This is a genomic window from Archangium lansingense (genome assembly GCF_026626635.1).
Lineage (GTDB): Bacteria > Myxococcota > Myxococcia > Myxococcales > Myxococcaceae > Archangium > Archangium lansingense.
In genome coordinates, this window is the sequence record NZ_JAPNKA010000001.1 from 11463126 (window position 1) to 11484427 (window position 21302).

Here is a 21302-nt window from a genome sequence, read left to right on the forward strand (position 1 = left end):
TACCGAACAAGTCAGAAACAAATATTACAGAGATTGCGCGTTTAGGCCCGAATCGAGGAAATCAGTACAGATTTGTCCACACATATTCCGGCCACTGTGCGCGGCGTGTGCCCTTGCAGGACTCGGCACGGCGCGGGGCTGCTGTGTTCTCACGCGCAAAGGTTTGGGATGGCCTGTGATTACCGGGCCGGGCCTACAGCGGCGGGGCATGGTGAAGGGTGCCAGGTACGGCGCAGGGCACAGAGCGCGTCAGCAGCAACGCAGGAGGGGGGCTGCGACAGCTCGGGCCACGGAGGCCGTCAGCGCGGCAACTTTGAGAATTGGAAGCGCATCCGCCGCGCGAGCCGAGGGTGCAAGGCGGCACGCACAGGGACGGAAGGCGTCGAAGGCGCCAGTAACCCGAGCGCAGTCCCCCCTGCTCGGATGCCGCGCATATCGCGGGAGCTACGGCAGCGTGTGCCATGGCGGGCACCAGCAACGCGGCATCGGACGCGACGGTATCCTGAGAGCGGCAGTCAGCGAGACGAGGCAGCGCTTCCAGCCGGGCACCTTGGGCCGGTGGGGAAGCAAGGGGGCAGAGGATCGGCGGGCGAGCAGGCCGGAGGTTGCTGGCTCCTTAGTTGGGGCTTGCCCGTGACGTGCTATAGAGCGCACGCGCCCGTGCTACGTCGAAAAGAAGAAGGGGCCAAAAGGGTGACGCATAACAACTCGTCCAAGCCGACGCCGCTTCGCGGTGCGGCTTAACTCAGGTTTCAGGACGCCCGGAAACTATGACTCCATCCCCGTCAATAGACGAAATATTCGGCCAAGGCGCCGATGACTTTGCAGCGCTCGCCTCCCGCATAGAGGTGGAGTTCAGCGCAAGATCAGCCAGGTACAAGTTCTTGCCGCCGGAAGAATTTGAGCGACTCATTATTCATGATGCCGCTCACGCGCAACGCATTTACTGGCATGAGCTAGTTGGCCGCGCGCACTTCGCGGCAGCGAGCTCAATACTTCGCTCGGCACAGTGGCTAAAAGGCGTGCAAGTTTCTCGCGAACAGAATCTATATCTACCGTTCTGCGCAAACTTGCGATCGCTTATTGAATCTGTTGCAGATTCTTTAGCGGGCGTTGCAGGCGTGGCCCAGACACTCGCCGAGATCAGAGGTGCTGTAAACGACGCACTTGGCTTGAAGTCCAGCCAGTTCACAATCAGCCGAGAGCTTGAAGATCAGCTGATCCACTTCTCGCACGGCCGCAAGCTGGCGAAAGGTGAGGTAGCGCCGCAGTCTCATTCGGCGAAGAGCGCAAGAGCCTACATAGAACAATTGGAGAAGTTCGGGCTGGCTCAAGCATACGCCATCTATGGGCTGCTTTGCCAGGTTACTCATCCTGCTTCAGATAGCCTGTCACACTTCCTTTCCGAGACGGGAGAGTTGGAGTTCGCGCTTTTCCCGCGCAACGATCGCATTAATATCACCGCATTGATCCACAAACACCAAACGTTTCTTCACGCCCTGCTTCGTTACGCTTTCAACCAACCAATCATCCTGTTGCGTGTGCTTCTGCATATCGACCTGCCGGAGTATCACAGTGCCGAAATCTCGCGTCTCAATTTGTCGGCCATGCCAGGGTGGCAAAAGTGCGCCAAACTAATGGGCGTCGCGCCGTAACAATTCGTCTAAGAGCCGGTTTCGGTAGGACGCTCTGCCAGTTCCTCGCCCGAGGAGCAGGCAACCACGGATAGTCCCTACCGAGACAGGCTCTAAATAGGGGCGAACCAACCGGGGGACATTCCCATCCCCCGTGTTGTCCTCTTCGCAAGCGGTGAGCCGCTCGGCACGAAGCGGCAACCAATCTCGGGCGCGGTGAAAACCCCCGGGCACGGCATGGGCTTTCGGAGCCTGTGAAGAGTGCCAAGTCCTGCGAGCAGATGCTCAGGCTCGTAAAGAGCGCCAGCATCCACACTCCATCGCAGCAGCACAACGGTAGGCGCGACACCGCGAAGCTCGGGCCAGCCATAGCCACCAGCGGCGGCGGCCACTCTTCGGGAGAAATGCCGCACGACCCAGCAGCTCGGGCGTGGTGGAGCTGCCAGCAGCGCGGCTGCCTACGCTTGGGCGCCTGGGGAGGACTCGGGCCAACGTGGAACACGCCAGCGCTGCCGCACGCACCAGCAGCTCGGGCCGGTAGGCGGCACCGGGGAGAAGCAGCCACGGTGCGAACGGGGGGCCGTAGAGGGCTCTAGTAGCGCCGCAGCCGGTGCCGTGGGCTCGAGTTCACCTGGACGCGAGAAACGGCACGGGTGGGCCGTGGCGGGCCCCAGTGGAGAACGGCTGCCGAAGCCCGGGGTCCAGCGGCACGGGGGCACGAGCAGGGCTTAGCGGGGCCGTGGAGGGCGCCAGGAGCGCCGCAGCCGGTACGCCGGGGGCCCGGTTCCACCTGGACGCGAGAAACGGCACGGCGGGCCTCTGGCTGGCTCCAGGACCGCCGCAGCCGATGCCTCGGGACTCCTGGGGGGCGGGGAGCACGAGAAACGGCGCGGCGGTCCTGCGGCGGGCTCCAGGGGGGACAACAACCGGCGCGCGGAGTTGTGGGAAGGCACCTGGACGCTAGCAGCGTCACGGGGGGCGTGGAGCGTGCGATTAAATGCCGGGCTCCATGAGCCACGAGCAAGCGGGCCTCGTCGTCTACGGGGCGTCGGGGCCCGTGCATGTGCCCGTCTCCAGGACTCGATGCCAGACGTGACCGTGCATCAGGCGGAGCTTGCCGCGCTTGCTTAGTAGGTGATCGAGCTGAACGCCTTCGGCTGGCGCAGCTTGAAGTCGCCCTTCACGATTGCGCGGATGGTCGTCTCGTCGTGCTCGGCGCGGGTGTCGTGCTCGGAGAGGATCAGATCCTCGTCGATCCCGTAGATGTACTGCTTCCAGTCCGCCGAGAAGACGATCTTCGTCACGGGGACGCGCGTCGTCATCACGAAGGGGAAGCCCCGGATGGTGCCCTTGTCGAGCATCTCCTGACGGAAGATGAAGATGCCCGTGTCCTTGATCTGCATCAGCGCGGTCGCCCGGGTCGGGTGAATGACCCACGCCGGAGTGCCCATCCGCACATGCGCCGTCAAAGGCAGCTCGACCGCCTTGTCGATGTCCGCCAGATAGGCATCGGCGGTCGTGCCCGTGCTCGCGAAGACCTGAGCGGGGTCGAGCTGCACGAAAAGACCCTTCGGCGAGGCGCCTGTTCCGTCACCGTTGAAGCCAGCGTCGTCGAGGCCATCGGCCACGGTGGCGCGCAGATCCTCGCCAACGCCAGCATCGCCAATGCCCGGCGTGCGCAGCAGGTCGTTGCTGACGTCGGTGAGGACCATTCCCTTGTGCGCCTTGAGCACGAGCTTCCCATACTTCGGCGCGCTCCTCGGGACAGTCTCCCCCTCGCCAACCCACTTGAAGACAGAAGTCCCGGCCTGCCTGCCCATGTGCAACTCGCCCTTGAACGGCTGGGTTCGCACGCCGAGCTTGAGCAGGGCCGCCTCGGGCCGCAGGAATTCGATCACTTCGCCGCTCTGCTGGACGGGCACGAGCACGCCCGCCGAGTCGAACTTGCTGAGCTGAACCGCCTTCTGCACGTCGGCATTGCCGAAGCGCTTTGCCGCGTTGATCAGCTCGGACACGCCCGTGTGGCGACCCACGGCGAGGACGCTCTTCGTGAACGCGCCAAAGTTCGCGGCGCTCGCGTAGACGCTGCCCTCGCGCGTCGCCCTACCTGTACCAATGCGTCCGGGGGCACTTCGGGAAGCGGCATCGATCAACTCCCGCGCGACCTCCGGACCAAGCGCCTTGACCATTTCTGCGATTTGCTGACGATTCATCTTTTCACACTCCTCGGATGTGTTGCTTGAACGCCTCGACGAATTGCTTCGCGGCCTCGGGCGCGTCGAAGTTCTTCGGCTTGGTTTTGTCCTCGTCGTCTTCCGCTGGTGCATCGTCAGACGACGGCTCGCCCGGCTCGGGCTTGCTCTCGTTAGCGGGGGGTTGTTCACCCGCGTCAGGCTTCGTGTCCTCGTCGTCCGTCGGCACGTCATCGCCGCGCTCGGCAAGCAGCTCGACAACCCGCTGCGCGATACGCTCGACGATGTCGTCGCCCTCGCCGTCGAGAGACTTCGCGCGCAAGGCGCGAGCGTTCCCCGGGATTGTCACGATCGAGACTTCGAGCAATTCCTGCGTGTCACAGTCGAAGCCGCCGCGCTCGTTCTGCCGGTACTGCCCCGGAAGCATGAGGTAGCGAACGCTGACAGCATTAAGAATGCCCTTCGCGACCTTGCGCTCGACCTTGCGCGCGAAGTCGTCTTCGTCGTCAAAGACGATGTCGATCATCAGCGCGTCGCCCTCGACGTAGACGCGCCCCTTACCAATGGGCAGCGCGGGCTCGGCTCCCGTGCTCGCCGCCTGTGCGCCGTCGTCGTGGTTGAACAAGACGACGCCGTTCGCGTTGTAGGCGTCGACGCGCCAACCCTTCACGCTCAGGCGGTCGGAGTACCGATCGAAATCGCCGTCGCTCGCCCTGAACGTATAGACACGTTGACCGCTCCCAGCCTCGACGGCGGTCAGCGCAGCCGCATCCTTCCGAACGGCTGCAAGCTGAAGGGATCGTGTGATCGGCTTCTTCATTCCTCCCGGTAAATGGGTGCGGTTTTTCTCTGTGGCTCATTCGCCGCTGACGGCGTCGGCGCTCACTTCTGCCGAGCTGCCTGCGGAATGCGCCGCAGTCTGTTGGGGCGCGCTTGGTTGCTGGCCGGGCAAAAGCCGGGCAGTGGAGCCACCAGACGCGAGAGACAGCACGGCGGGCCTGTGGAGGGGCTCCAGGAGCGCGGCAGCCGACGCTCGGGCGAGTGCGGTGCCAAGGGCGGGCAGCGGCACCTCGGGGACCGTGGAGCGTGCCGGGGTGTGCCTGCTCTGCCCGTAGCCGACGCAGCGGCATCCATCCGGTTATGGGGGTCGTTTCGGCAAGATTTCAGGGGGTACGGACGGCAAAACCCAACCGCGCCCGCGAGTTTTTTTGGAAATTTTCTGAGCGTGTGCGACCTCCGAGCAAGGTTCCAAGTGACGGCGCTCCGGAAATCCGAACCGGGGGGGCCTCATGGGATGGCACGGCATGGGGGGCCGATAAGCGCCTAGCACTGACTAGATTGCTCGCTGCTACAGCAACGCGGTTCCCTTTGTTGTCACGCCGTCAAGCCGTCAAGCCTTGTTCTATAAACCCCCTAGAGAAAAGTTGATGTAGGAGTAGGAGATGAGGGCATATGAACACACGCGAGATATATGGCTAGAGGATGTTGGGAACTCTCGCTTGACGCTTGACGCTTGACGCCTGCCCTTGGTTGGTCGCCGACCGCACGGCCCCGGCCGTCAAGCCGTCAAGCCTCTGTTCTATAAAACCCCTAGAGAAAAGTTGATGTAGGAGTAGGAGATGAGGGTATATGAACACACGCGAGGTATACGGCTATAGGATTGTTGGAACAGCCCAATTGACGCTTGACGCTTGACACCCGCTGTCCCGCTGCCGCTGCCTGCCTGAGCCACGTCAAGAAGCCGCACGCATTTAGGCGCTGTGGAAACGCTCACCATTTCGCCAGCTCCAAGCCTGCCGACGCCCCCAGGGTCTGATTCCAGTGCGCCTGAATTCCTTACCGTGGACGAAGCCTCCGTTCTCCTGCGCGTGAACCGGAAAACGCTCTATGAGTCGATCCGGCGCGGCGAGGTGCCGGGAGTTCTCCACATCGGTCGATCTGTCCGACTTCGCCGGAGCGTTCTGCTATCCTGGACGCCGGGTAACAGCAGTCCCGCGCTTGGAAAGAAACCATGAGCGTCAGACTGCGGAAGTGGAAGACCAAGGAGGGCAAGGTGCAGGAAGCGTGGTGGATCGACGTCAAGTATCAGCACCCGAGCGGGAGGGTTGAGCGCGTGCGCAAGGCATCGCCTATCAACACTCGCCGGGGCGCTGAGGAATACGAGCGTCAGATCCGGCACGCACTCCTGACGGGTTCCTTCGGAAAGGAAAAGCACAGCGAGGCGGGCCGGGTGCCAACGGTCGAAGAGTTTGTCCCGCGCTTCCTCACGTACAGCGAGAACAACAACAAATATTCAAGCGTCGTTTCCAAGCGCCAAATCCTCGACCAGCACGTCATTCCGGCTCTTGGTCGTATGCCGTTGGACTCCATCGGTCTGGCTGAGATCGAGGATTTCAAAGCGGCCATGCGCAAGAAGACGTCGGGAGCCCGCGCCCGAAAGGATGCCCCCACAAAGGCAGCCATTCGCAAGCGTAAGGACATCCAGCCCGCGCTTCTGAGCCTCAAGACCATCAACAACGCGCTAACGGTGGTTCGCAAAATGCTGTCGCTCGCACAGGAGCACGGCATCATCACGCACGTTCCGCGCGTCAAGCTCTTCAAGACTGCGAAGGCGGCGTTTGACTTTCTCAGCTTTGAGGAAGCCGAGCGGGTGGTCGCCGCTGCGGCCCCTGACTGGCGCGCGGTCGTGCTCGTGGCGCTCAAGACGGGACTGCGGCAAGGCGAGCTGATCGGGCTCCAGTGGGGCGACGTGGACTTGCAGCGCGGCAAGCTGCACGTCCGGCGCACCATCTGGCGCGGCGTGACGGGGCTTCCCAAGGGCGGGCGCGAGCGGACGGTCGATCTCCCGGGCTCGGCCCTGGAAGCGCTCAAGGCACACCGGCACCTGCGCGGTCCCTACGTGTTCTGTCAGGCGGACGGGCAGCCACACACGAACGGGACCATGAAGGGCCCTCTGGAGCGTGCGCTTCGCGAGGCGGACATCTGCCGCGAGCAGGGCCGCATCGGGTGGCACGACCTGCGGCACACCTACGGGAGCCATCTCGCGATGCGTGGCGTGCCGCTCAAGGCGATCCAGGAGCTGATGGGGCACGCGACCATCGAGATGACAGAGCGCTATGCCCACCTGTCCCCCGAGGTACGGGCGAGCGCCGTGCAGCAGCTCGACCTCCCTGTGCCCCAGCTCCACGCCGCTCCGGCCAGAAGCGCCGAAGGGGCACACTGAGGGCACATGCGGAAACGAGGGCAAAGAAAAAGCCCAGCAACCCCTCGGGATTACTGAGCTTCTGAATGTGGAGGCGGCGGGAATCGAACCTGCCGCCTGGCACTCCCAGTGCGGGCCTGGCGGAGTCTCGTGGGAGCCTGGCGGTAGCGTGTGCCCTGGCGAGGTGTGGCTGGGGAGGGGCTGGACAGAGGTGGACGTGCGGCCTCCTCCCCGAAAGCAGCCCCGGTGCGCCTTCCTGGAGGGCTTCTCCCTGCACGCCAAGACGCACCTGCATGCCAACGACAGGCAGGGACTGGGTGCGCTATGCATAATGCCCCTCTTCCTGGAGATGGGTTTTGGAATGGCTGCGCCCGCCTGGCCCATACCCTCGGGCCCTGGCATCAGTCAGGCGCTTGATTGCCTGGCCATCCAGTTTGAACCACCAGCAGCGCCCCATCCCACCGCCCTCGACGCCCTTGAGCCAGCCCTCTTTTATCCAGTAGTAAACTATCCACCTGGTGACGTTGAAGTACTCAGCCACCCCGCGCACGGAGTAGAGGCCATCAACTCGGCGAGTGGGCTGCCTCCCTGCCTGCGGTGGCACGGGCACGCGATGGAGGCCGTGGCGCCAGCGGACCCAACTCACTGCCTTCGCATCCCACGGACGCTCGACCCCGGAGCGCAAGCCGCGTCGATTGAGTTCGGCCGCGATCTCGTCATCGCTCTTCTTTTCTTCGAATAGCATGCGAATGCACTCGATAGCCTCGGCGGAGGTCTTCCTTGCATCGAATCGAGTACGGCGTGGAACGCTGAAGTCACTGACCGCCCCCGTCTGCCAGACCACCTGAATACGCGTCATCCGCTCGGGCACTTCGATCGGGTTCAGCGTTACCTCTCGCACGAGGATGCGTAGGAGATTTTTGCGCTCTGCATTGGTCGTGCTCTTCGCATGCCAGACGCGAGGCAGGTCTTTGGCGAGAGCAATTATTTTCGCCCGGTCCTTGTCCGTCAGTTCGAGCTTCTCGCGCTGGAGAACCGCCTGATACTCATGCTCAGTCTCTTCGAGTTCGCGAAGACGGTCGTTCCACTCGCGCTCAAGGGTCCGGGCCACGACACGGTTGTCTGGGTCAATGGCCTTATAGCGCCGCTCCGCCAGTTGAGCCTCATAGCGGACACGCTCCAAGCGCAACTTCCATTGGTGATGGACCTCACCCACCTGGCGTTCCACCTCTCGGGCAACGGCAAGCCCGAGTTCGATTTCTGGGGGCTGGGTTACCTCAAGAAAGAGCCTGGCAACGGCCTCATCAATCGCTGCTGCTGCGACCATCCAGCACATGCTCTTGTCGCCACCTTCTGGCGTGGGACTACGGCACTCGTAGTACGCATGGCGTCGTCGGCCATGGTAGCGCGTCTGCATGCGGTGGCCACACCGCCCACACAGCACGAGGCCCTGCAGCAGAGCGTGCCCTTCGCGGGCAGCACCACGTTGGTCTGGCAACTTGGAGTTGGAGCGGTTTTCATGAAGCTTCTTCTGGTTGGCTAGGTAATCCTCCCAGGGAATGTATGCTGGGTGGTGGTCGCGCAGGCATACCTTCCATTCTTCCTGCGGCATCCTGGTGATGCGCCGTCGCTTCAACTGACCATCCACCAACGCCAGCTGCTCCTCGCGGCGTCCAAAGACGTAGGCACCCGCGTATGCAGGATTGTGAAGCATCTGGAGGATGGTGCCGTGACGTGTAGGGCCCCAGCGCACCTGGTGCATGCGTTGATCTCGGACGGGCATCTTCAGCCCATTTCTCTCGAAGTAGCGCATGACCGCGAAGGCACTGCCCTCCATGCGGAAGCGCTCGAAGACCAGGCGCACCATGCGCTGGACCTGCTCGTCGGGGTCGAGGCGCAAGCGCTGAGTCGATTCATCCCACTCGTAGCCGACCGGTGGCGGGAGAAAGAGTTCGCCCCGCTTGGCCTTGGAGAGCCTGCCCCCCTGCAGGCGAAGGCGCATCCAGTACTGCTCGGCCTCGCTCATGGTCCCTTTGAGGCCGAGCAACAACCGGTCATTGTAATCCCGAGGGCTGTAGACCGAGTCCTCGTCTGCGATGAGGACATCGGCCAGGGCACACAGTTCGAGCAGGCGGTGCCAGTCCGCTGAGGAGCGGGCCAGGCGCGAAACTTCCAGGGAGAAGATGGCGCCCACTCGTCCGCGTGCGACGTCCTCGGCCAGCCGTTGGAATCCTGCACGCCAGCTCGCGCTTGCACCACTCTGGCCCATGTCCTCGTCCAAGGTATCTATCCGCTCGGTCGGCCAACCCAGCTCCGAGGCCCGCTGTTGCAGGGCATACTGGCGAGCGGTGGATTCATGGTGTTCGTGGACCTGCTTGAGTGTGGACTGTCGCAGGTAGACAATCGCGCGCCGCTCCAGATGGGTTGCTCGAATCTTCTCGTTCATCGCTTTCCTCCGCGCTTGCGGCCTCGGCGCGAAGCATTTTGTGCAGGAGGGTCGTCCACGCTCTGAGGAGGTCTTGTCGGATTGCGGCGGGCAGTGTTGGCCAAGGCAGTGCGGGTTGAAGGGCTGGAGGGGGCAACATGGATAAAGCTATGCGCAGCCGCTGAGTCATAGGCAGGCGGCAGGGCATGCTCTTGGCGAAGTGCCACCTCTACAGCATCAGCGAGCTTGAGCAGGTCGGAAATGCCGAGGCGAACCTCACGACCGCCGATGCTGGGTGGGACCAGAGGTGAGGAGCGGTCCGTCCACTCGACGGGAAGTCTCATGCACCAGCCAGGTGGGTGCTCCACGTCGATGTACCGCCTGCCGTCCTGGCTACGGGCGGTGCGGATGACCGGCAGCTGCACGCCTTGGAGCGGATGAGTCGGCAGGGTGATGGTTACGCAGCCCGAAACCGGCCCTGCAGGTGTCGTAGTCTGCGAATGGGATGTGGAGCGGCCAGGCCGCTACGGGGCACGCGGTGCGCTGGCGCTGGCGCGTTTGTCACGAGCTGAGGACGGCCGCATTGCCTGGCGCATGAAGCGCCCGCTGCCGAACGGCACCACGCACCTGCTCTTCACCGAACTGGAACTGTTACGACGTGTGGCGTCCCTGGTGCCTCCGCCCCGGGCGAACCTCACGAGGTTTCATGGCCTCTTCGCTCCGGGCGCCAGGCTCCGTCCATTTCTGCTCCCTCAAGCGGGGACGGAGGCGGGCCCACAGAAGGAGAGCCTCTCCTTGGCCGCAACGGTGGAAGAGCCGAGGAAGCAGAGGATGGCGCGGGTCGATTGGGCCGGGCTGCTCCCCAGGACGTTCGCACTGGACGTGTTCGCCTGTCCGCAGTGTGGAGGCAGGCGAAAGGTGCCGGAAGGGTGTCTGCCGGAAGGGTGTCAGACGATTCGTAGGAGACGAGGTGTCGGAACGAGTTCTTTGACACCTTCCCCGACACCTTCCCCGGACACCTTCCCCGGAGACTTCCGCCTATCCGGGCGCGTAACGCAGGGGGTTGGAAAGAAGAGGGGCCCTCACGGTGACGGGAGGATGCGGATGTCCTCCTGGAACACGGGGTCCACTTCGTACTCCCCAAGGAACTCTCCGCTGAAGCCCTGGATGACGACGCGCTGGCCCTGCTCCAGCCCGCTCACGTCGATGCCCGTGCCGGCATTGACGAACACGAAGGTGGGGCCGGTGCCGTCATCCACCGCGAACTTGAACCCGAAGGGGGCGTCATCCTCGATATCGCTGACGATGGTGCCCTTGATGCGGACGAGGCGGCCCTCGGTCTCCTCGCTCACATCGCCCGTCATCACGGGGTGGGGCGGGGGCTCATTCGCCTCGCCCAGCACCTCGATGGAGGTCGGTTCGACGCTGAGCACCTGCCCGAAGGAGTTGGTCAGCTTGCCCGTCACCCGGACCACCTGGCCGACCTGGATGTCCGCATCGAGCGAGTCGAGGATGTAGATGCCGGCCTTCTTCTCCTGGATGGCGAAGCCATTGTCATTGGGGAAGAAGGCTCCGGTGAACGACGTCGCCACGCCCACCACCGTCACAGTGCTATCCAGGGGCTGCTGGCGCGCCTCGGCGATGGAGTCGTGCGAGCCACTCGCCACGACCGCGCCTGGAATAGCGAGGACCGTCACCGCGAGCAGGGCGGCCAGCCCGACCTTCCACTGCGTCCGGACCATGAACATAGATTGCTCCTGGTTCTGCATCTCGAGGGAATCGGCGAGCGCCCGTTCCAGTGGCGCGTCCAATCTCATACTCCGAAGTTCGCGCACGCGCAGTCATACCCCGGTCGTAGGTACCTGTCCGGAGTTCGACGTGGTGGTAGCGGATTGAAGGCGGACGGGTGCGATTCCTGCCCAACCCGTACTTCGTTCCGGAGCTCAAGGGGCTGACGGGGAAGGACCCGCGCGTGTCGGCGTACGTGCTGGACCTCATGTAGTACTAAAGCCGGAGCGCTTCGAGCAGGCGCCGAACGCGCCAGTACAGCCCCGTCCTCTCTGCTCGCCGGAGCTGGGCGTCCTTGATTGCCTCGATCATCTCCATCATGGCCCCGACCTCCTCTTCCTCCAGGTCGTGCGTCTCGCCATACCACGCGGCAAAGCGCCTGGGCGCAATCCAGCTCGCCCGAATCCTCGCCTTCACGTCCGGAAGCCGTACCTTGGGCAATGCCGCAAACATGCGCCCATGCTCCAGGTAATACAGAAGCAGCACCCCCAAAGAAAAAGCGTCTGTCCATTCGCGAAAGTTCACATACACGACGCCAATCTCTCGCGAGTAGCTGGAGTCTTTCTCTGTGGCCACCACCCTGTTCAGCAAGCCCTTTCGCTGGGCTCTCCTCTCCGGGGAGTACTGGTCAATCAGCTCCAGCGCCTCCCCGGTGAGTTCCTGCTGAGCGGCGTCCCCACAGACCAGCACGCCGCCCATCAGCCGTTGGGGAAGGTCGGTTCCGGCGAGGCGAAGCTCCAACCACGCGATGAGTCCCACCGCCGAACCTCCCTTCGGGGTCTCCTTGCTACGTTACCATGTTGTACGGATCCTGCTGTGAGCAGAGCTTCGGGTCGAGCAGGCAGGGATTGAGGATGGGGGGCGACGGGATGAGGTCCAGGAGGTCCTCGGGCGTAAAGTAAAGGCCCTTCCTTTTCAGCTCCTCGAGGAAGTCTAGATCCTCATCGGGAGGGTCTCCATCGCCTCCACAATCCTCCTTGTTGGACTTGTTGTGCTTCTTGATCTTCCGGGCCTTCTCGGCCTCACTGGTGGGCGGACGCTTGATAACGGTTTCGACGGCATCATCGAGCTGGCCCTTCAAGAGCCTCATCCCCAGGACGAAGACCTGCCCGGCCCTCCTCCAGTTCCTCCAGGCCAGCCCATCCGGATCCACGAGCTCCAGGGGCCTGTTTCCGACATAGGCGTAGAGGTTGGTCGCCTGACCGGAATACCATGCGCTGAGGTGGCCACTCCTGTCGCGATCGAACAGCGGGTCACGTGACAGCCAGCGGCCCTTCCTCGAATCATAGGCCCGGTACTGAGCAAGGCTGAGTCCGCTCGGCCGGTCGAGATAGTGGCCGGTGTAGGCGAAGTCGGTGACACCTGCACCGCTCTCCTCCGTCACCTGGCCCCACGGGCTGTACCGGAGCCGCGCTTCCACCGTGGTGCCGTTGCCAGCGACGACATCCCAGATGCTGCCAAGGTGGTCCTGCGTATAGAAGTGGGCCCCGGCGCCGTCCGTGTAGCCGTACTGGTAGTAGCTCCGCTCCACCGTTGCGCCATTGCGCTTCTGGCAGCTCCTGGGGCCACACCACACGAAGGTGTGGCTCTGAGTCACGGCTCCGTTCTCCAGCTTGGAGATGCGCACCCTGCGCGAGCTGCCGTCATATTCGAACACCGATTCGTGTGCTCCCTCCAGGATGCGAACGAGCCGGTTCTCCTGGTCCCACCGGTACTCCTTGCGCACGGCGCCCCCCGGGTCCCGCTCGAAGCGGAGGTTCCCGTTCGCGTCGTACTCGTAGAGCGCCGTCGTCCCCTCCGCCGTCACCTGATAGGTCTGGCTCGCGGAGTTGTTGTTTCCGTCCGTCGCGGTGACAACGATCTGGCTCGTCCCCTGGGGGAGGTCGATCTCGGCCTGGAACCGGTACGGCGGCCCGCCCGCTGTCGACGTCACCTTCGCGGGCTTCCCGTTCACCACCACCGCCGCGGGCTCATCCACCGTCCCCTCGAAGTTCGTCGGCCCGAAGCCGCGCTCCGAGAGCAGCTGGTTCAGGTTGTTGAACTCGCCGTTCACCGGCGTCACGTCGCCGGAGATGGCCTGGGTCCGGTTCGTGGCCTTGTCGTATCCATACCGCGCCGACTCGAGCAGGGTGTTGCTTCCGTCGCGACGCTCGGCCCGGGTGAGCTGTCCCGCACCGTCGTGACCGAACGTCCAGGTGGTGGGCCCACCCTGAGGCCGGCTGACCGTCCACGTGCTGAGGGTGCGGTCCGGGTTGAAGGTGTAGTCGAACTGCGAGAGTACGGTCCGGGCGGCAGGGCCCGCGGAGAGGTTCTTGATCTGCTTCAGCAGGTAGTCTCCCGTGGGTCCGTAGTAGTCGTACGCCACCTGCATCCCGTTGGGGTAGTCCACGACAGAGGGACGGAAGGACTGCCCCACGTAGCCGAGCGTGAAGGTGCCAAGCCCGCTCGTGAGGCCCGTCACCCGCGCACGCGCATCGTAGGTGAAGTCCTCCGAGTAGCTGGCGACGGTCTTCGTCGCGTCGTCCACCACCTCCAGCTTCTTGAGCCTCCCCACCGCGTCGTAGGTGTACTTGAGCGAGTCATCGGAGAACGGACCGTCGATGTCCGACACCTCTCCTGCGCCCAGCGCGATACCATCATAGGGTTTGTAGGCGTACGCCGTGGTCCCCAAGCCATCCGTCCGCGAGCTGATCCGCGGGAACCACGGCTCATAGGCATACGTGACGTCGGCCGTGGCGGAGTCGCTGTAGTCCACCTTCGACACCTGGTCGTCGAGCGTGTACTCGTACGTCTTCGTCCGGGCCATGGGGTCTACCTGCGTGAGGAGCCGGCCGGAGAAGTCATACCCGTACGTCGTGAAGCCGCCACTCGCGTAGGTCTTCTGCATCACGCGGCCCTGCTCGTCCCGCTTCCATTCCGTGACGTTGCCCTCACCATCCGCCAGGCGGCCCAGCTGCCCACAGCGGCACCACTGGAGCTGCGTCACACGCTGCTCCGGGTCGCGGATCAACACCCGCTCGCGAAGCTTGTTGTAGGCGTACCGGGTCCAGCGGCCCTCCCTGTCGCGGGAGGCCACCGCGCTGTGGTCCACGAACTCCACCTGCTCGAAGGAGCTGTCCGGGAAGGTCACCGTCCGGGCGCGGTCCAGGCTGTCATAGTCATATGTGACGGTGAAGCCCTCGGAGTCCGTCACCGTGCGCACCCGGTCCAAGCTGTCATACGTGAAGGTGCGGTCTCCGCCCGGCACGGCGCCGGTGATGGAGAGCAGCCGCCGGTAGCCGTTCTGGGTCGGCTCCGTCTCGTATGTGAAGGTCACCTCCTCGTTGTTGGCATTGGTGAGGGTGAGCACCTGCCCTTGGGGAGAGTAGGTGAAGTGGGTCGTCTTCCCGGAGCCGTCGGTGAGGGTGGCGGGCAGGTGCGGCGGGAAGCTCGGGTCATAGGTGTACGTCACCAGTGTCGCCCACACGGGCTGCCCGTTGGACTCTCCCACCTTCTGCTTCACCGAGAGGATGTCGATGCCACCCGGCGCATACTCGATGACGGTCTCGCGGCCCAGCGGGTCAATGAACCTCGTCGGATTGCCAATGGTGTTGTACTGGTAGCGGTACGCCTGCGTCCTGTTCACGCCTTGCGCGTCCCTCACTACCCGCGCGATCACGGAGGGCTGGGCCAGCGTGCCTTGAATCGCGGAGCTCGTCTGTCCCGGGTAGTTGTAGAAGATGCGTCCCTCCAGCGGCGGCTTCTCGGTCTGGAGGATGCTCATGGCCACGTCCGCGGATGACGGCTGTATCCACTGGTACAGGTAGGCCTTCGAGTAGTCCCCCTCTCCCAGCTTCATCGCTTGCTTGTCCCAGTAGAACGAGTTGCGATCGTCGTTGTCAGACGTCTGGAAGCTCACCAGCGCCGAGTTCGGGTAGGGCTGCTCCAATGTGGGCGGGACACCGGTCTGCGCGGTGTCCGTGTTGTACTCGACGCGCTCCTTGCTCCCGTAGGGGTCCGTCGCGACGGCATACCGGATCAGGTCATAGCCGCCCCCGATCTTCAGCGGGCTCAGCTCGAAGGTCGTCTGTCCATAGGGCGTGGTGAGCGCCACCACCTCCCCATTCGAGGCATACGTGAAGGAGGAAATAATCCCATACACGTCTTGGATGGACTGCAAACGCAGCACCCCGCCGAAGGAGGCGTACGTGAAGGTCGCCGCGCGGCCATACGGCTCCTCCACGCGGGTCACCAGGTAGGGCTGGCCCGAGTACTCATAGGAGAAGGTCGTGGGAAGCCCCGTCGCGTCCACGATCCGGTGGATACGAGTGGGGTACGTGGGGCTGTACTCCAGGGCCACCTCGTTGCCCTGGCCATCTCGCACGCGGCTCAGGAACACCTTGCGCTGGGCCCCCACCGTCCCGATGTAGTGCTCGTAGTACTCCTCCCTCCCATCGGGATGGACCTTCTTGTAGGTATTGGCAGACAGCCTGTGAAGCACGCCGCCGCTCTTGGACTGGGGTGCATACGTCTGCGTCTGACTGTTGTAGCCCTTGTGCACTTCTCCACCGCCGCCGCGCAGGCGGAGCTTGACGTCCGCCCCCGGGTTGCTCGTGTTGTCCTCGAGGTAGGACACCCAGTTGCTCACCCACTGCGGGCTGAAGCTGGTGAATTGTGGCGTCGCAGGCTGGCTGGCTTCGCGCTGGTTGTACCTCACCCGCACGCGGACGTCCGGCCCCAGGGCGGCCGGGTAGCCCACCGGCGTGTCCACGATGCTCAAGCTGGCCAGCAGGATGTGGAAGCTGTAGGTCGCCATCGCCAGATTCGGATCGTCCCGACAGTCGGTGGGCGTCTGCTCGTCGTCCTCTCCCGTCTCATCCGGGTCCGTGCTGCCCGAATGGCCCTTGCCGTAGATCTGGCTGGCCTCCTCCGGCATCGCCGGTGCCCACCCGGAAGGCAGCGGCCCCTCCGGCACCAGGAAGTAGCCGCTGGCCTCATGGTCGAGCGCGGCCTGGCTCAGCCACACCTCGTTTCCGAAGGTGGGATCCTCGAGGAGGTACTTGCCCCCCATCTCCCGCACCAGCGCGCCGAAGTGGCCCACCTTCCAGTGGACGACAGCCGGGACGATGACGCTGCTGCCAGGAGCGCGTCTGGCCATCTGGAGCTTCAGCCCCAGCTGCTGGGACATGCCCATGACTTCGGTCAGGGAGAAGCCCTCGGGAGGAGACTGGACGCCCGCGAGGAACTCCGAGGAGCGCCTGGCCGCCTCGGCATCCAGCAACGGCGCGATGTTGGTGAGCGCGTAGGGGCCGCAGCGGAACGCCACCCCCGGCCGGTTCTTCATCACCCAGCGGCCCTCCAGAGCGCCCTCCAGCTTGACGCGCGCGTCCCCCATGAAGGTGCGGTCCTTCACCTCGTCGAAGATGCGGTCCAGCTCGTCCGCGCGGCCAACGCGGGCGTTCATCTTCGCGTACTCAGCCACGGCGCGGTTGGCAATCTGCTGGGACTCCAGGTCCGTGCCTGCCTTTGCCAGCTCCCAGGCGCGCTGCCAGTGACCGAGCGCCTGCTGGAAGTAGCCCGTCTCGTAAGCAATCGTCCCCAGGTTGAGGAGCAGGCCCGGCGACCAGCGGGAGTCCGGGTACTCCCGGACGAACCGCAGGAGAGGCTCCGTCCGTTCCACGTCGGCAGCGGACTGATACTCCTGCAGCGCGGCTGCAAGGGCTTGCGTTTCGCGAGCCGAGGAGTTCCCGGGCACGGGCACCAGCGGCTCGGAGAAGAAGGGCAGGCTCCGCAGCTCCTCGACGGAGGGCTCGGCGCTCACGGGGCGCGAGGACAAGCCGAACTCCTTCGGCCGCTCCACGCGCGCCTGCCGTGTCGCCACGGCGGTCCGCATGGGCTCCGGCGGCACCCAGTCCTCCACCAGCTCCAGGCTCTTGCTCGGCTGGGGGGTCCTGGAGAGGGTGGGGTCGAACCTGAAAAGAGGGGTGGCGGGCTTGAGGATGCCGACAGCCATGATGAAGCCCCCCAGGATGAGCAGGGCCAGCCCGATGATGCGAGCGTTGTGTTTCATTTGAAAATTCCTGTGTTCGCGTCTGGCGAAGAGAGGGCGTCTAGAGCGGGACAGCGTTCCAGGGGGCCGTCAGTTGGATGAGCGGAGGCGTCACGTCCGAAGGCACCTGAGGGAACGAGTTCATGAGCGGGTCCAGCGGGAAGACATCCTGCCCGTCGGAGACCCCGTCCCCATCCGAGTCAGCCCGCAGCGGGTTCGTCCCTCTCAGCAGCTCATCCGCATTGGAGAGGGAGTCGCCGTCCATGTCGAGGCTGCCCAACAGGTAGCCCAGCTGCACCCCGATTCCATCCAGGATTCCGTCCTGGTTGAGGTCCACTCCGATGTCGATGCTGTCCGGGACGTTCGGGTTGGTGCCGAACTGCACCTCGCGTCCATCCGGGGCGAGGTCGCCGTCCGTGTCATGATTGAGTGGCTCGGTCTCCCAGTCGTACTCCCCCAGGTCACTCAACTCGTCCGCATCGGCGTCTGTGCCGCTCAGCGCGGACAGGCCTCCTGTCTCTGCCAGCTCCCACCCATCCGGCAGCCCATCCGCGTCCTGATCTCCCCACTGGTCCACCCCGATGTCCGGGTTCACCTGTGGCCGGTTCTCTAGCTCCATGTCGAACCTGGAGGAAGGCACGGTCAGGCCCGCTCCTCGGAGCGGGGAGGTGCTGCGCGGGCGTGCATCCGCGCGCAGCTTCGGGTCGGTGTCTCCAGGAAGGTTGCCCGTCCCCGTCAGCGTCTGCCCCTTTACCAGGCTGTGCTGACCCACCAGCTGGCCATTGGTGGGGTTGAGATAAAGCTGCGTGCCGGTTGTCCTTCTGCCCCCCACCACCGTGTTGGTGAGTGTCAGCACTCCGTTATTCACCTCCACCTGCTGTCCAGCCGTCGTGGACGTGCTGCTGTTGGTGTTGTTGAGGAACGTGGAGCCCGTCACGTACACCTTCGCTCCACTCCCCACGTACAGCCCGCCAGGCGTGGATGACCCGGCGTTGTCCTTCACCAACAAGTCCACCAGCCGGACTTCCTGCTGCGCCGAGTTGGATATGTACAGCGCCCGCGTCGTCCCTCGGATTGTCAGCGACGCAATGACAGACGAGTTGTTCACAACCCACCCTGTCGTCGTGCCTCCCCCGTCCATGACTGTCTTCGCCGCTCCGCCCGTTCCGATGATGAGCAGCTTCGGCTTCGACGCGGCGATGGAGATGCCAACGTTCCCGCTGCCAGCATAGACTCCCGGTGCCAATGCGATGATCTGATACGCGCCGTTCGTCACATTCGCTGCCGTCACGGCTGCGTTGACCGTCGTGTGCGTGCCTCCTCCCGCCGCATTCACCGTGTAGTTGGGCGTCGGCGTGGACTGAGCATCTTGCGGGTTGCTCGACCGGGCATACTCGAACACGTTGGGGTAACGGTCCCCGTCCGCGTCCTCGAACCGATTCGCGACGAGCGGGTTCAGGGCGTTGGACACCTCCCACCCGTCCGGCATGTCATCACCATCCGTGTCCGCCTTGTGCAGGTTGGTTCCATGCTGGTTCAGCTCCGCACCATCCGAGAGGCCATCCTCGTCCGTGTCCGCGACGGCTGCCTTGGCGCCCAGCCCATACTCTTGCTCGTTGGTGAGCCCGTCGCTGTCGGCGTCCTGCGCCCTGCCCGTCAGTGTCGTCAGGTTCCCCGCCTGCTCCATCTCCCAGACGTCCGCCAGCTCATCCCCATCCGCGTCTACCCACTGGTCCGCGCCCACGTCCGGCGTCGTCGCTGGCCGCGCCTCCAGGTCCATGTCCCACTGGGAGAAGGTGCCCACCACGCCTGCGCGCAGCAGCGGAGAGTTCCACTGCAACCGCCCGTCAAACCGCAGCTTCGGGTCGGTGTCTCCGGGCAGGTTGCCCGTCCCCGTCAACGTCCTCCCCTTTACCAGGCTGTGCTGACTCACCAGCTGGCCATTGGTGGGGTTGAGGTAAAGCGGCGTGCCGGTTGTCCCGCTGCCCCACACCACCGTGTTGGTGAGTGTCAGCACTCCGTTATTCACCTCCACCTGCTGTCCAGCCGTCGTGGACGTGCTGCTGTTGGTGTTGTTGAGGAACGTGGAGCCCGTCACATACACCTTCGCTCCACTCCCCACGTACAGCCCGCCAGGCAGGGATGACCCGGCGTTGTCCTTCACCAACACGTCCACCAGCCGGACTTCCTGCTCCGTCGAGTTGGATATGTACAGTGCCCGCGTCGTCCCTCGGATTGTCAGCGACTCGATGACAGACGAGTTGTTCACAGTCCACCCTGTCGTCGTGCCTCCCCCGTCCATGACTGTCTTCTCCGCCCCGCCCGTGCCGATGATGAGCAGCTTCGGCTTCGACGCGGCGATGGAGATTCCAACGTTCCCGCTGCCAGCATAGACTCCCGGTGCCAATGCGATGATCTGATACGCGCCGTTCGTCACATTCGCTGCCGTCACGGCTGCGTTGACCGTCGTGTGCGTGCCTCCTCCCGCCGCATTCACCGTGTAGTTGGGCGTCGGCGTGGACTGAGCATCTTGCGGGTTGCTCGACCGGGCATACTCGAACACGTTGGGGTAACGGTCCCCGTCCGCGTCCTCGAACCGATTCGCGACGAGCGGGTTCAGGGCGTTGGACACCTCCCACCCGTCCGGCATGTCATCACCATCCGTGTCCGCCTTGTGCAGGTTGGTTCCATGCTGGTTCAGCTCCGCACCATCCGAGAGGCCATCCTCGTCCGTGTCCGCGACGGCTGCCTTGGCGCCCAGCCCATACTCTTGCTCGTTGGTGAGCCCGTCGCTGTCGGCGTCCTGCGCCCTGCCCGTCAGTGTCGTCAGGTTCCCCGCCTGCTCCATCTCCCAGACGTCCGCCAGCTCATCCCCATCCGCGTCTACCCACTGGTCCGCACCCACGTCCGGCGTCGTCGCTGGCCGCGCCTCCAGGTCCATGTCCCACTGGGAGAAGGTGCCCACCACGCCTGCGCGCAGCAGCGGAGAGTTCCACTGCAACCGCCCGTCAAACCGCAGCTTCGGGTCGGTGTCTCCGGGCAGGTTGCCCGTCCCCGTCAACGTCCTCCCCTTTACCAGGCTGTGCTGACTCACCAGCTGGCCATTGGTGGGGTTGAGGTAAAGCGGCGTGCCGGTTGTCCCGCTGCCCCACACCACCGTGTTGGTGAGTGTCAGCACTCCGTTATTCACCTCCACCTGCTGTCCAGCCGTCGTGGACGTGCTGCTGTTGGTGTTGTTGAGGAACGTGGAGCCCGTCACGTACACCTTCGCTCCACTCCCCACGTACAGCCCGCCAGGCAGGGATGACCCGGCGTTGTCCTTCACCAACACGTCCACCAGCCGCACTTCCTGCTGCGTCGAGTTGGATATGTACAATGCCCGCGTCGTCCCTCGGATTGTCAGCGACTCGATGACAGACGAGTTGTTCACAGTCCACCCTGTCGTCGTGCCTCCCCCGTCCATGACTGTCTTCTCCGCCCCGCCCGTGCCGATGATGAGCAGCTTCGGCTTCGACGCGGCGATGGAGATTCCAACGTTCCCGCTGCCAGCATAGACCCCCGGTGCCACTGCGATGATCTGATACGCGCCGTTCGTCACATTCGCTGCCGTCACGGCTGCGTTGACCGTCGTGTGCGTGCCTCCTCCCGCCGCATTCACCGTGTACGTCGGCGACGGATGGCTCGATGCATTGTTCGGATCTCCTCCGTTGCGCAGCTCGAAGATGTTGGGGTAGCGGTCTCCATCCGCATCCTGGAAGGAGTCCTTGACGGTGGGGTTGAACGCCTGGCTGTACTCTTCCAGGTCGGTCATCTCATCGCTGTCGAAGTCATCTGTCCCGTTGCGTGACAGGTTCCCGAAGTACTGGGCCTCCCACTCGTCGTCCATGCCATCGTCGTCCGTGTCGACGCTGGGGGTCTGGACCTGAAATGCAACCGAGCCCAGCTGCCCTTCTCGTTCTGTTGTCCCCCGCTCCGGCGTTCCGCAGGATGCGCACAGCATCAGCGCAGCCGCCGAGAGTAGGTTGACCTTCAG

General features: G+C 64.1%; 11 protein-coding genes and 2 pseudogenes. 5 read left to right on the forward strand and 8 right to left on the reverse strand.

All coding sequences use genetic code 11. From position 1 onward, the window contains the following. The first annotated feature begins 770 nt into the window (after positions 1-770). On the forward strand, positions 771-1655 hold the full coding sequence (locus OV287_RS45870) for a hypothetical protein (RefSeq protein WP_267540388.1): 885 nt from the start codon (positions 771-773) through the stop codon (positions 1653-1655). A gap of 1106 nt (positions 1656-2761) precedes the next feature. On the opposite strand, the gene OV287_RS45875 is transcribed toward OV287_RS45870, so the two are convergent. Then, positions 2762-3847 (reverse strand): phage major capsid protein, encoded by a 1086-nt coding sequence (locus OV287_RS45875; RefSeq protein ID WP_267540389.1) that lies wholly within the window; start codon positions 3845-3847, stop codon positions 2762-2764. Positions 3848-3851: 4 nt separating this feature from the next. After that, positions 3852-4646: an HK97 family phage prohead protease gene (locus OV287_RS45880; protein ID WP_267540390.1), complete on the reverse strand. Its 795-nt coding sequence runs from the start codon at positions 4644-4646 to the stop codon at positions 3852-3854. Positions 4647-5667: 1021 nt separating this feature from the next. Between OV287_RS45880 and OV287_RS45885 the strand changes: the two genes are divergently transcribed. Both OV287_RS45885 and OV287_RS45890 read left to right on the forward strand, forming a co-directional pair. Next, positions 5668-5841, forward strand: a complete 174-nt coding sequence (locus OV287_RS45885) for a helix-turn-helix domain-containing protein (protein ID WP_308809795.1) — start codon at positions 5668-5670, stop codon at positions 5839-5841. After that, positions 5838-7049 carry a tyrosine-type recombinase/integrase gene (locus OV287_RS45890; RefSeq protein ID WP_267540391.1) on the forward strand — a complete coding sequence of 404 codons (1212 nt, stop codon included), beginning with the start codon at positions 5838-5840 and terminating at the stop codon, positions 7047-7049. Before OV287_RS45885 ends, OV287_RS45890 begins: the two co-directional genes overlap by 4 nt. A 301-nt stretch (positions 7050-7350) precedes the next feature. Here the strand turns inward: OV287_RS45890 and OV287_RS45895 are convergent, their stop codons facing one another. Together OV287_RS45895 and OV287_RS56840 are read right to left on the reverse strand one after the other, a co-directional pair. Next, the gene (locus OV287_RS45895; protein WP_267539254.1) at positions 7351-9474 is read right to left on the reverse strand and encodes a recombinase family protein; all 2124 of its coding nucleotides are present in this window, start codon (positions 9472-9474) and stop codon (positions 7351-7353) included. Then, positions 9471-9908, reverse strand: a complete 438-nt coding sequence (locus OV287_RS56840) for a DUF5372 family protein (protein ID WP_506344833.1) — start codon at positions 9906-9908, stop codon at positions 9471-9473. The genes OV287_RS45895 and OV287_RS56840 overlap by 4 nt, the downstream gene beginning before the upstream one ends. On the opposite strand from OV287_RS56840, the pseudogene OV287_RS45900 reads away from it, so the two are divergent. After that, a pseudogene (locus tag OV287_RS45900) lies at positions 9907-10161 on the forward strand (transposase); the annotation flags it as partial. The gene OV287_RS56840 and the pseudogene OV287_RS45900 overlap by 2 nt on opposite strands. A 374-nt stretch (positions 10162-10535) precedes the next feature. Here the strand turns inward: OV287_RS45900 and OV287_RS45905 are convergent. After that, complete coding sequence (locus OV287_RS45905) at positions 10536-11201, reverse strand: single stranded DNA-binding domain-containing protein (RefSeq protein WP_267540392.1); 666 nt, start codon at positions 11199-11201, stop codon at positions 10536-10538. 158 nt (positions 11202-11359) lie between these two features. Here OV287_RS45905 and OV287_RS45910 point away from each other — a divergent pair. Beyond that, a pseudogene (locus tag OV287_RS45910) lies at positions 11360-11443 on the forward strand (RapZ C-terminal domain-containing protein); the annotation flags it as partial. 14 nt (positions 11444-11457) lie between these two features. Here OV287_RS45910 and OV287_RS45915 read toward each other — a convergent pair. From OV287_RS45915 to OV287_RS45925, 3 genes are read right to left on the reverse strand one after another with little or no spacing between them, the layout of a single operon-like run. Beyond that, the gene (locus OV287_RS45915; RefSeq protein WP_267540393.1) at positions 11458-12000 is read right to left on the reverse strand and encodes a hypothetical protein; all 543 of its coding nucleotides are present in this window, start codon (positions 11998-12000) and stop codon (positions 11458-11460) included. A gap of 28 nt (positions 12001-12028) precedes the next feature. Beyond that, positions 12029-17290 (reverse strand): RHS repeat-associated core domain-containing protein, encoded by a 5262-nt coding sequence (locus tag OV287_RS45920; protein WP_267540394.1) that lies wholly within the window; start codon positions 17288-17290, stop codon positions 12029-12031. Between the two features lie 40 nt (positions 17291-17330). After that, entirely contained in the window at positions 17331-21155 is a 3825-nt protein-coding gene (locus OV287_RS45925; RefSeq protein ID WP_267540395.1) for a hypothetical protein, read from the reverse strand. Between the last annotated feature and the right edge of the window lie 147 nt (positions 21156-21302).

Coding starts and splice junctions, on each gene's coding strand:
- OV287_RS45870 (WP_267540388.1), top strand. CDS start 771: ATGACTCCATCCCCGTCAATAGACGAAATATTCGGCCAAGGCGCCGAT.
- OV287_RS45895 (WP_267539254.1), bottom strand. CDS start 9,474: ATGAACGAGAAGATTCGAGCAACCCATCTGGAGCGGCGCGCGATTGTC.
- OV287_RS45890 (WP_267540391.1), top strand. CDS start 5,838: ATGAGCGTCAGACTGCGGAAGTGGAAGACCAAGGAGGGCAAGGTGCAG.
- OV287_RS45880 (WP_267540390.1), bottom strand. CDS start 4,646: ATGAAGAAGCCGATCACACGATCCCTTCAGCTTGCAGCCGTTCGGAAG.
- OV287_RS45905 (WP_267540392.1), bottom strand. CDS start 11,201: ATGTTCATGGTCCGGACGCAGTGGAAGGTCGGGCTGGCCGCCCTGCTC.
- OV287_RS45875 (WP_267540389.1), bottom strand. CDS start 3,847: ATGAATCGTCAGCAAATCGCAGAAATGGTCAAGGCGCTTGGTCCGGAG.
- OV287_RS45920 (WP_267540394.1), bottom strand. CDS start 17,290: ATGAAACACAACGCTCGCATCATCGGGCTGGCCCTGCTCATCCTGGGG.
- OV287_RS45925 (WP_267540395.1), bottom strand. CDS start 21,155: ATGGACGACGAGTGGGAGGCCCAGTACTTCGGGAACCTGTCACGCAAC.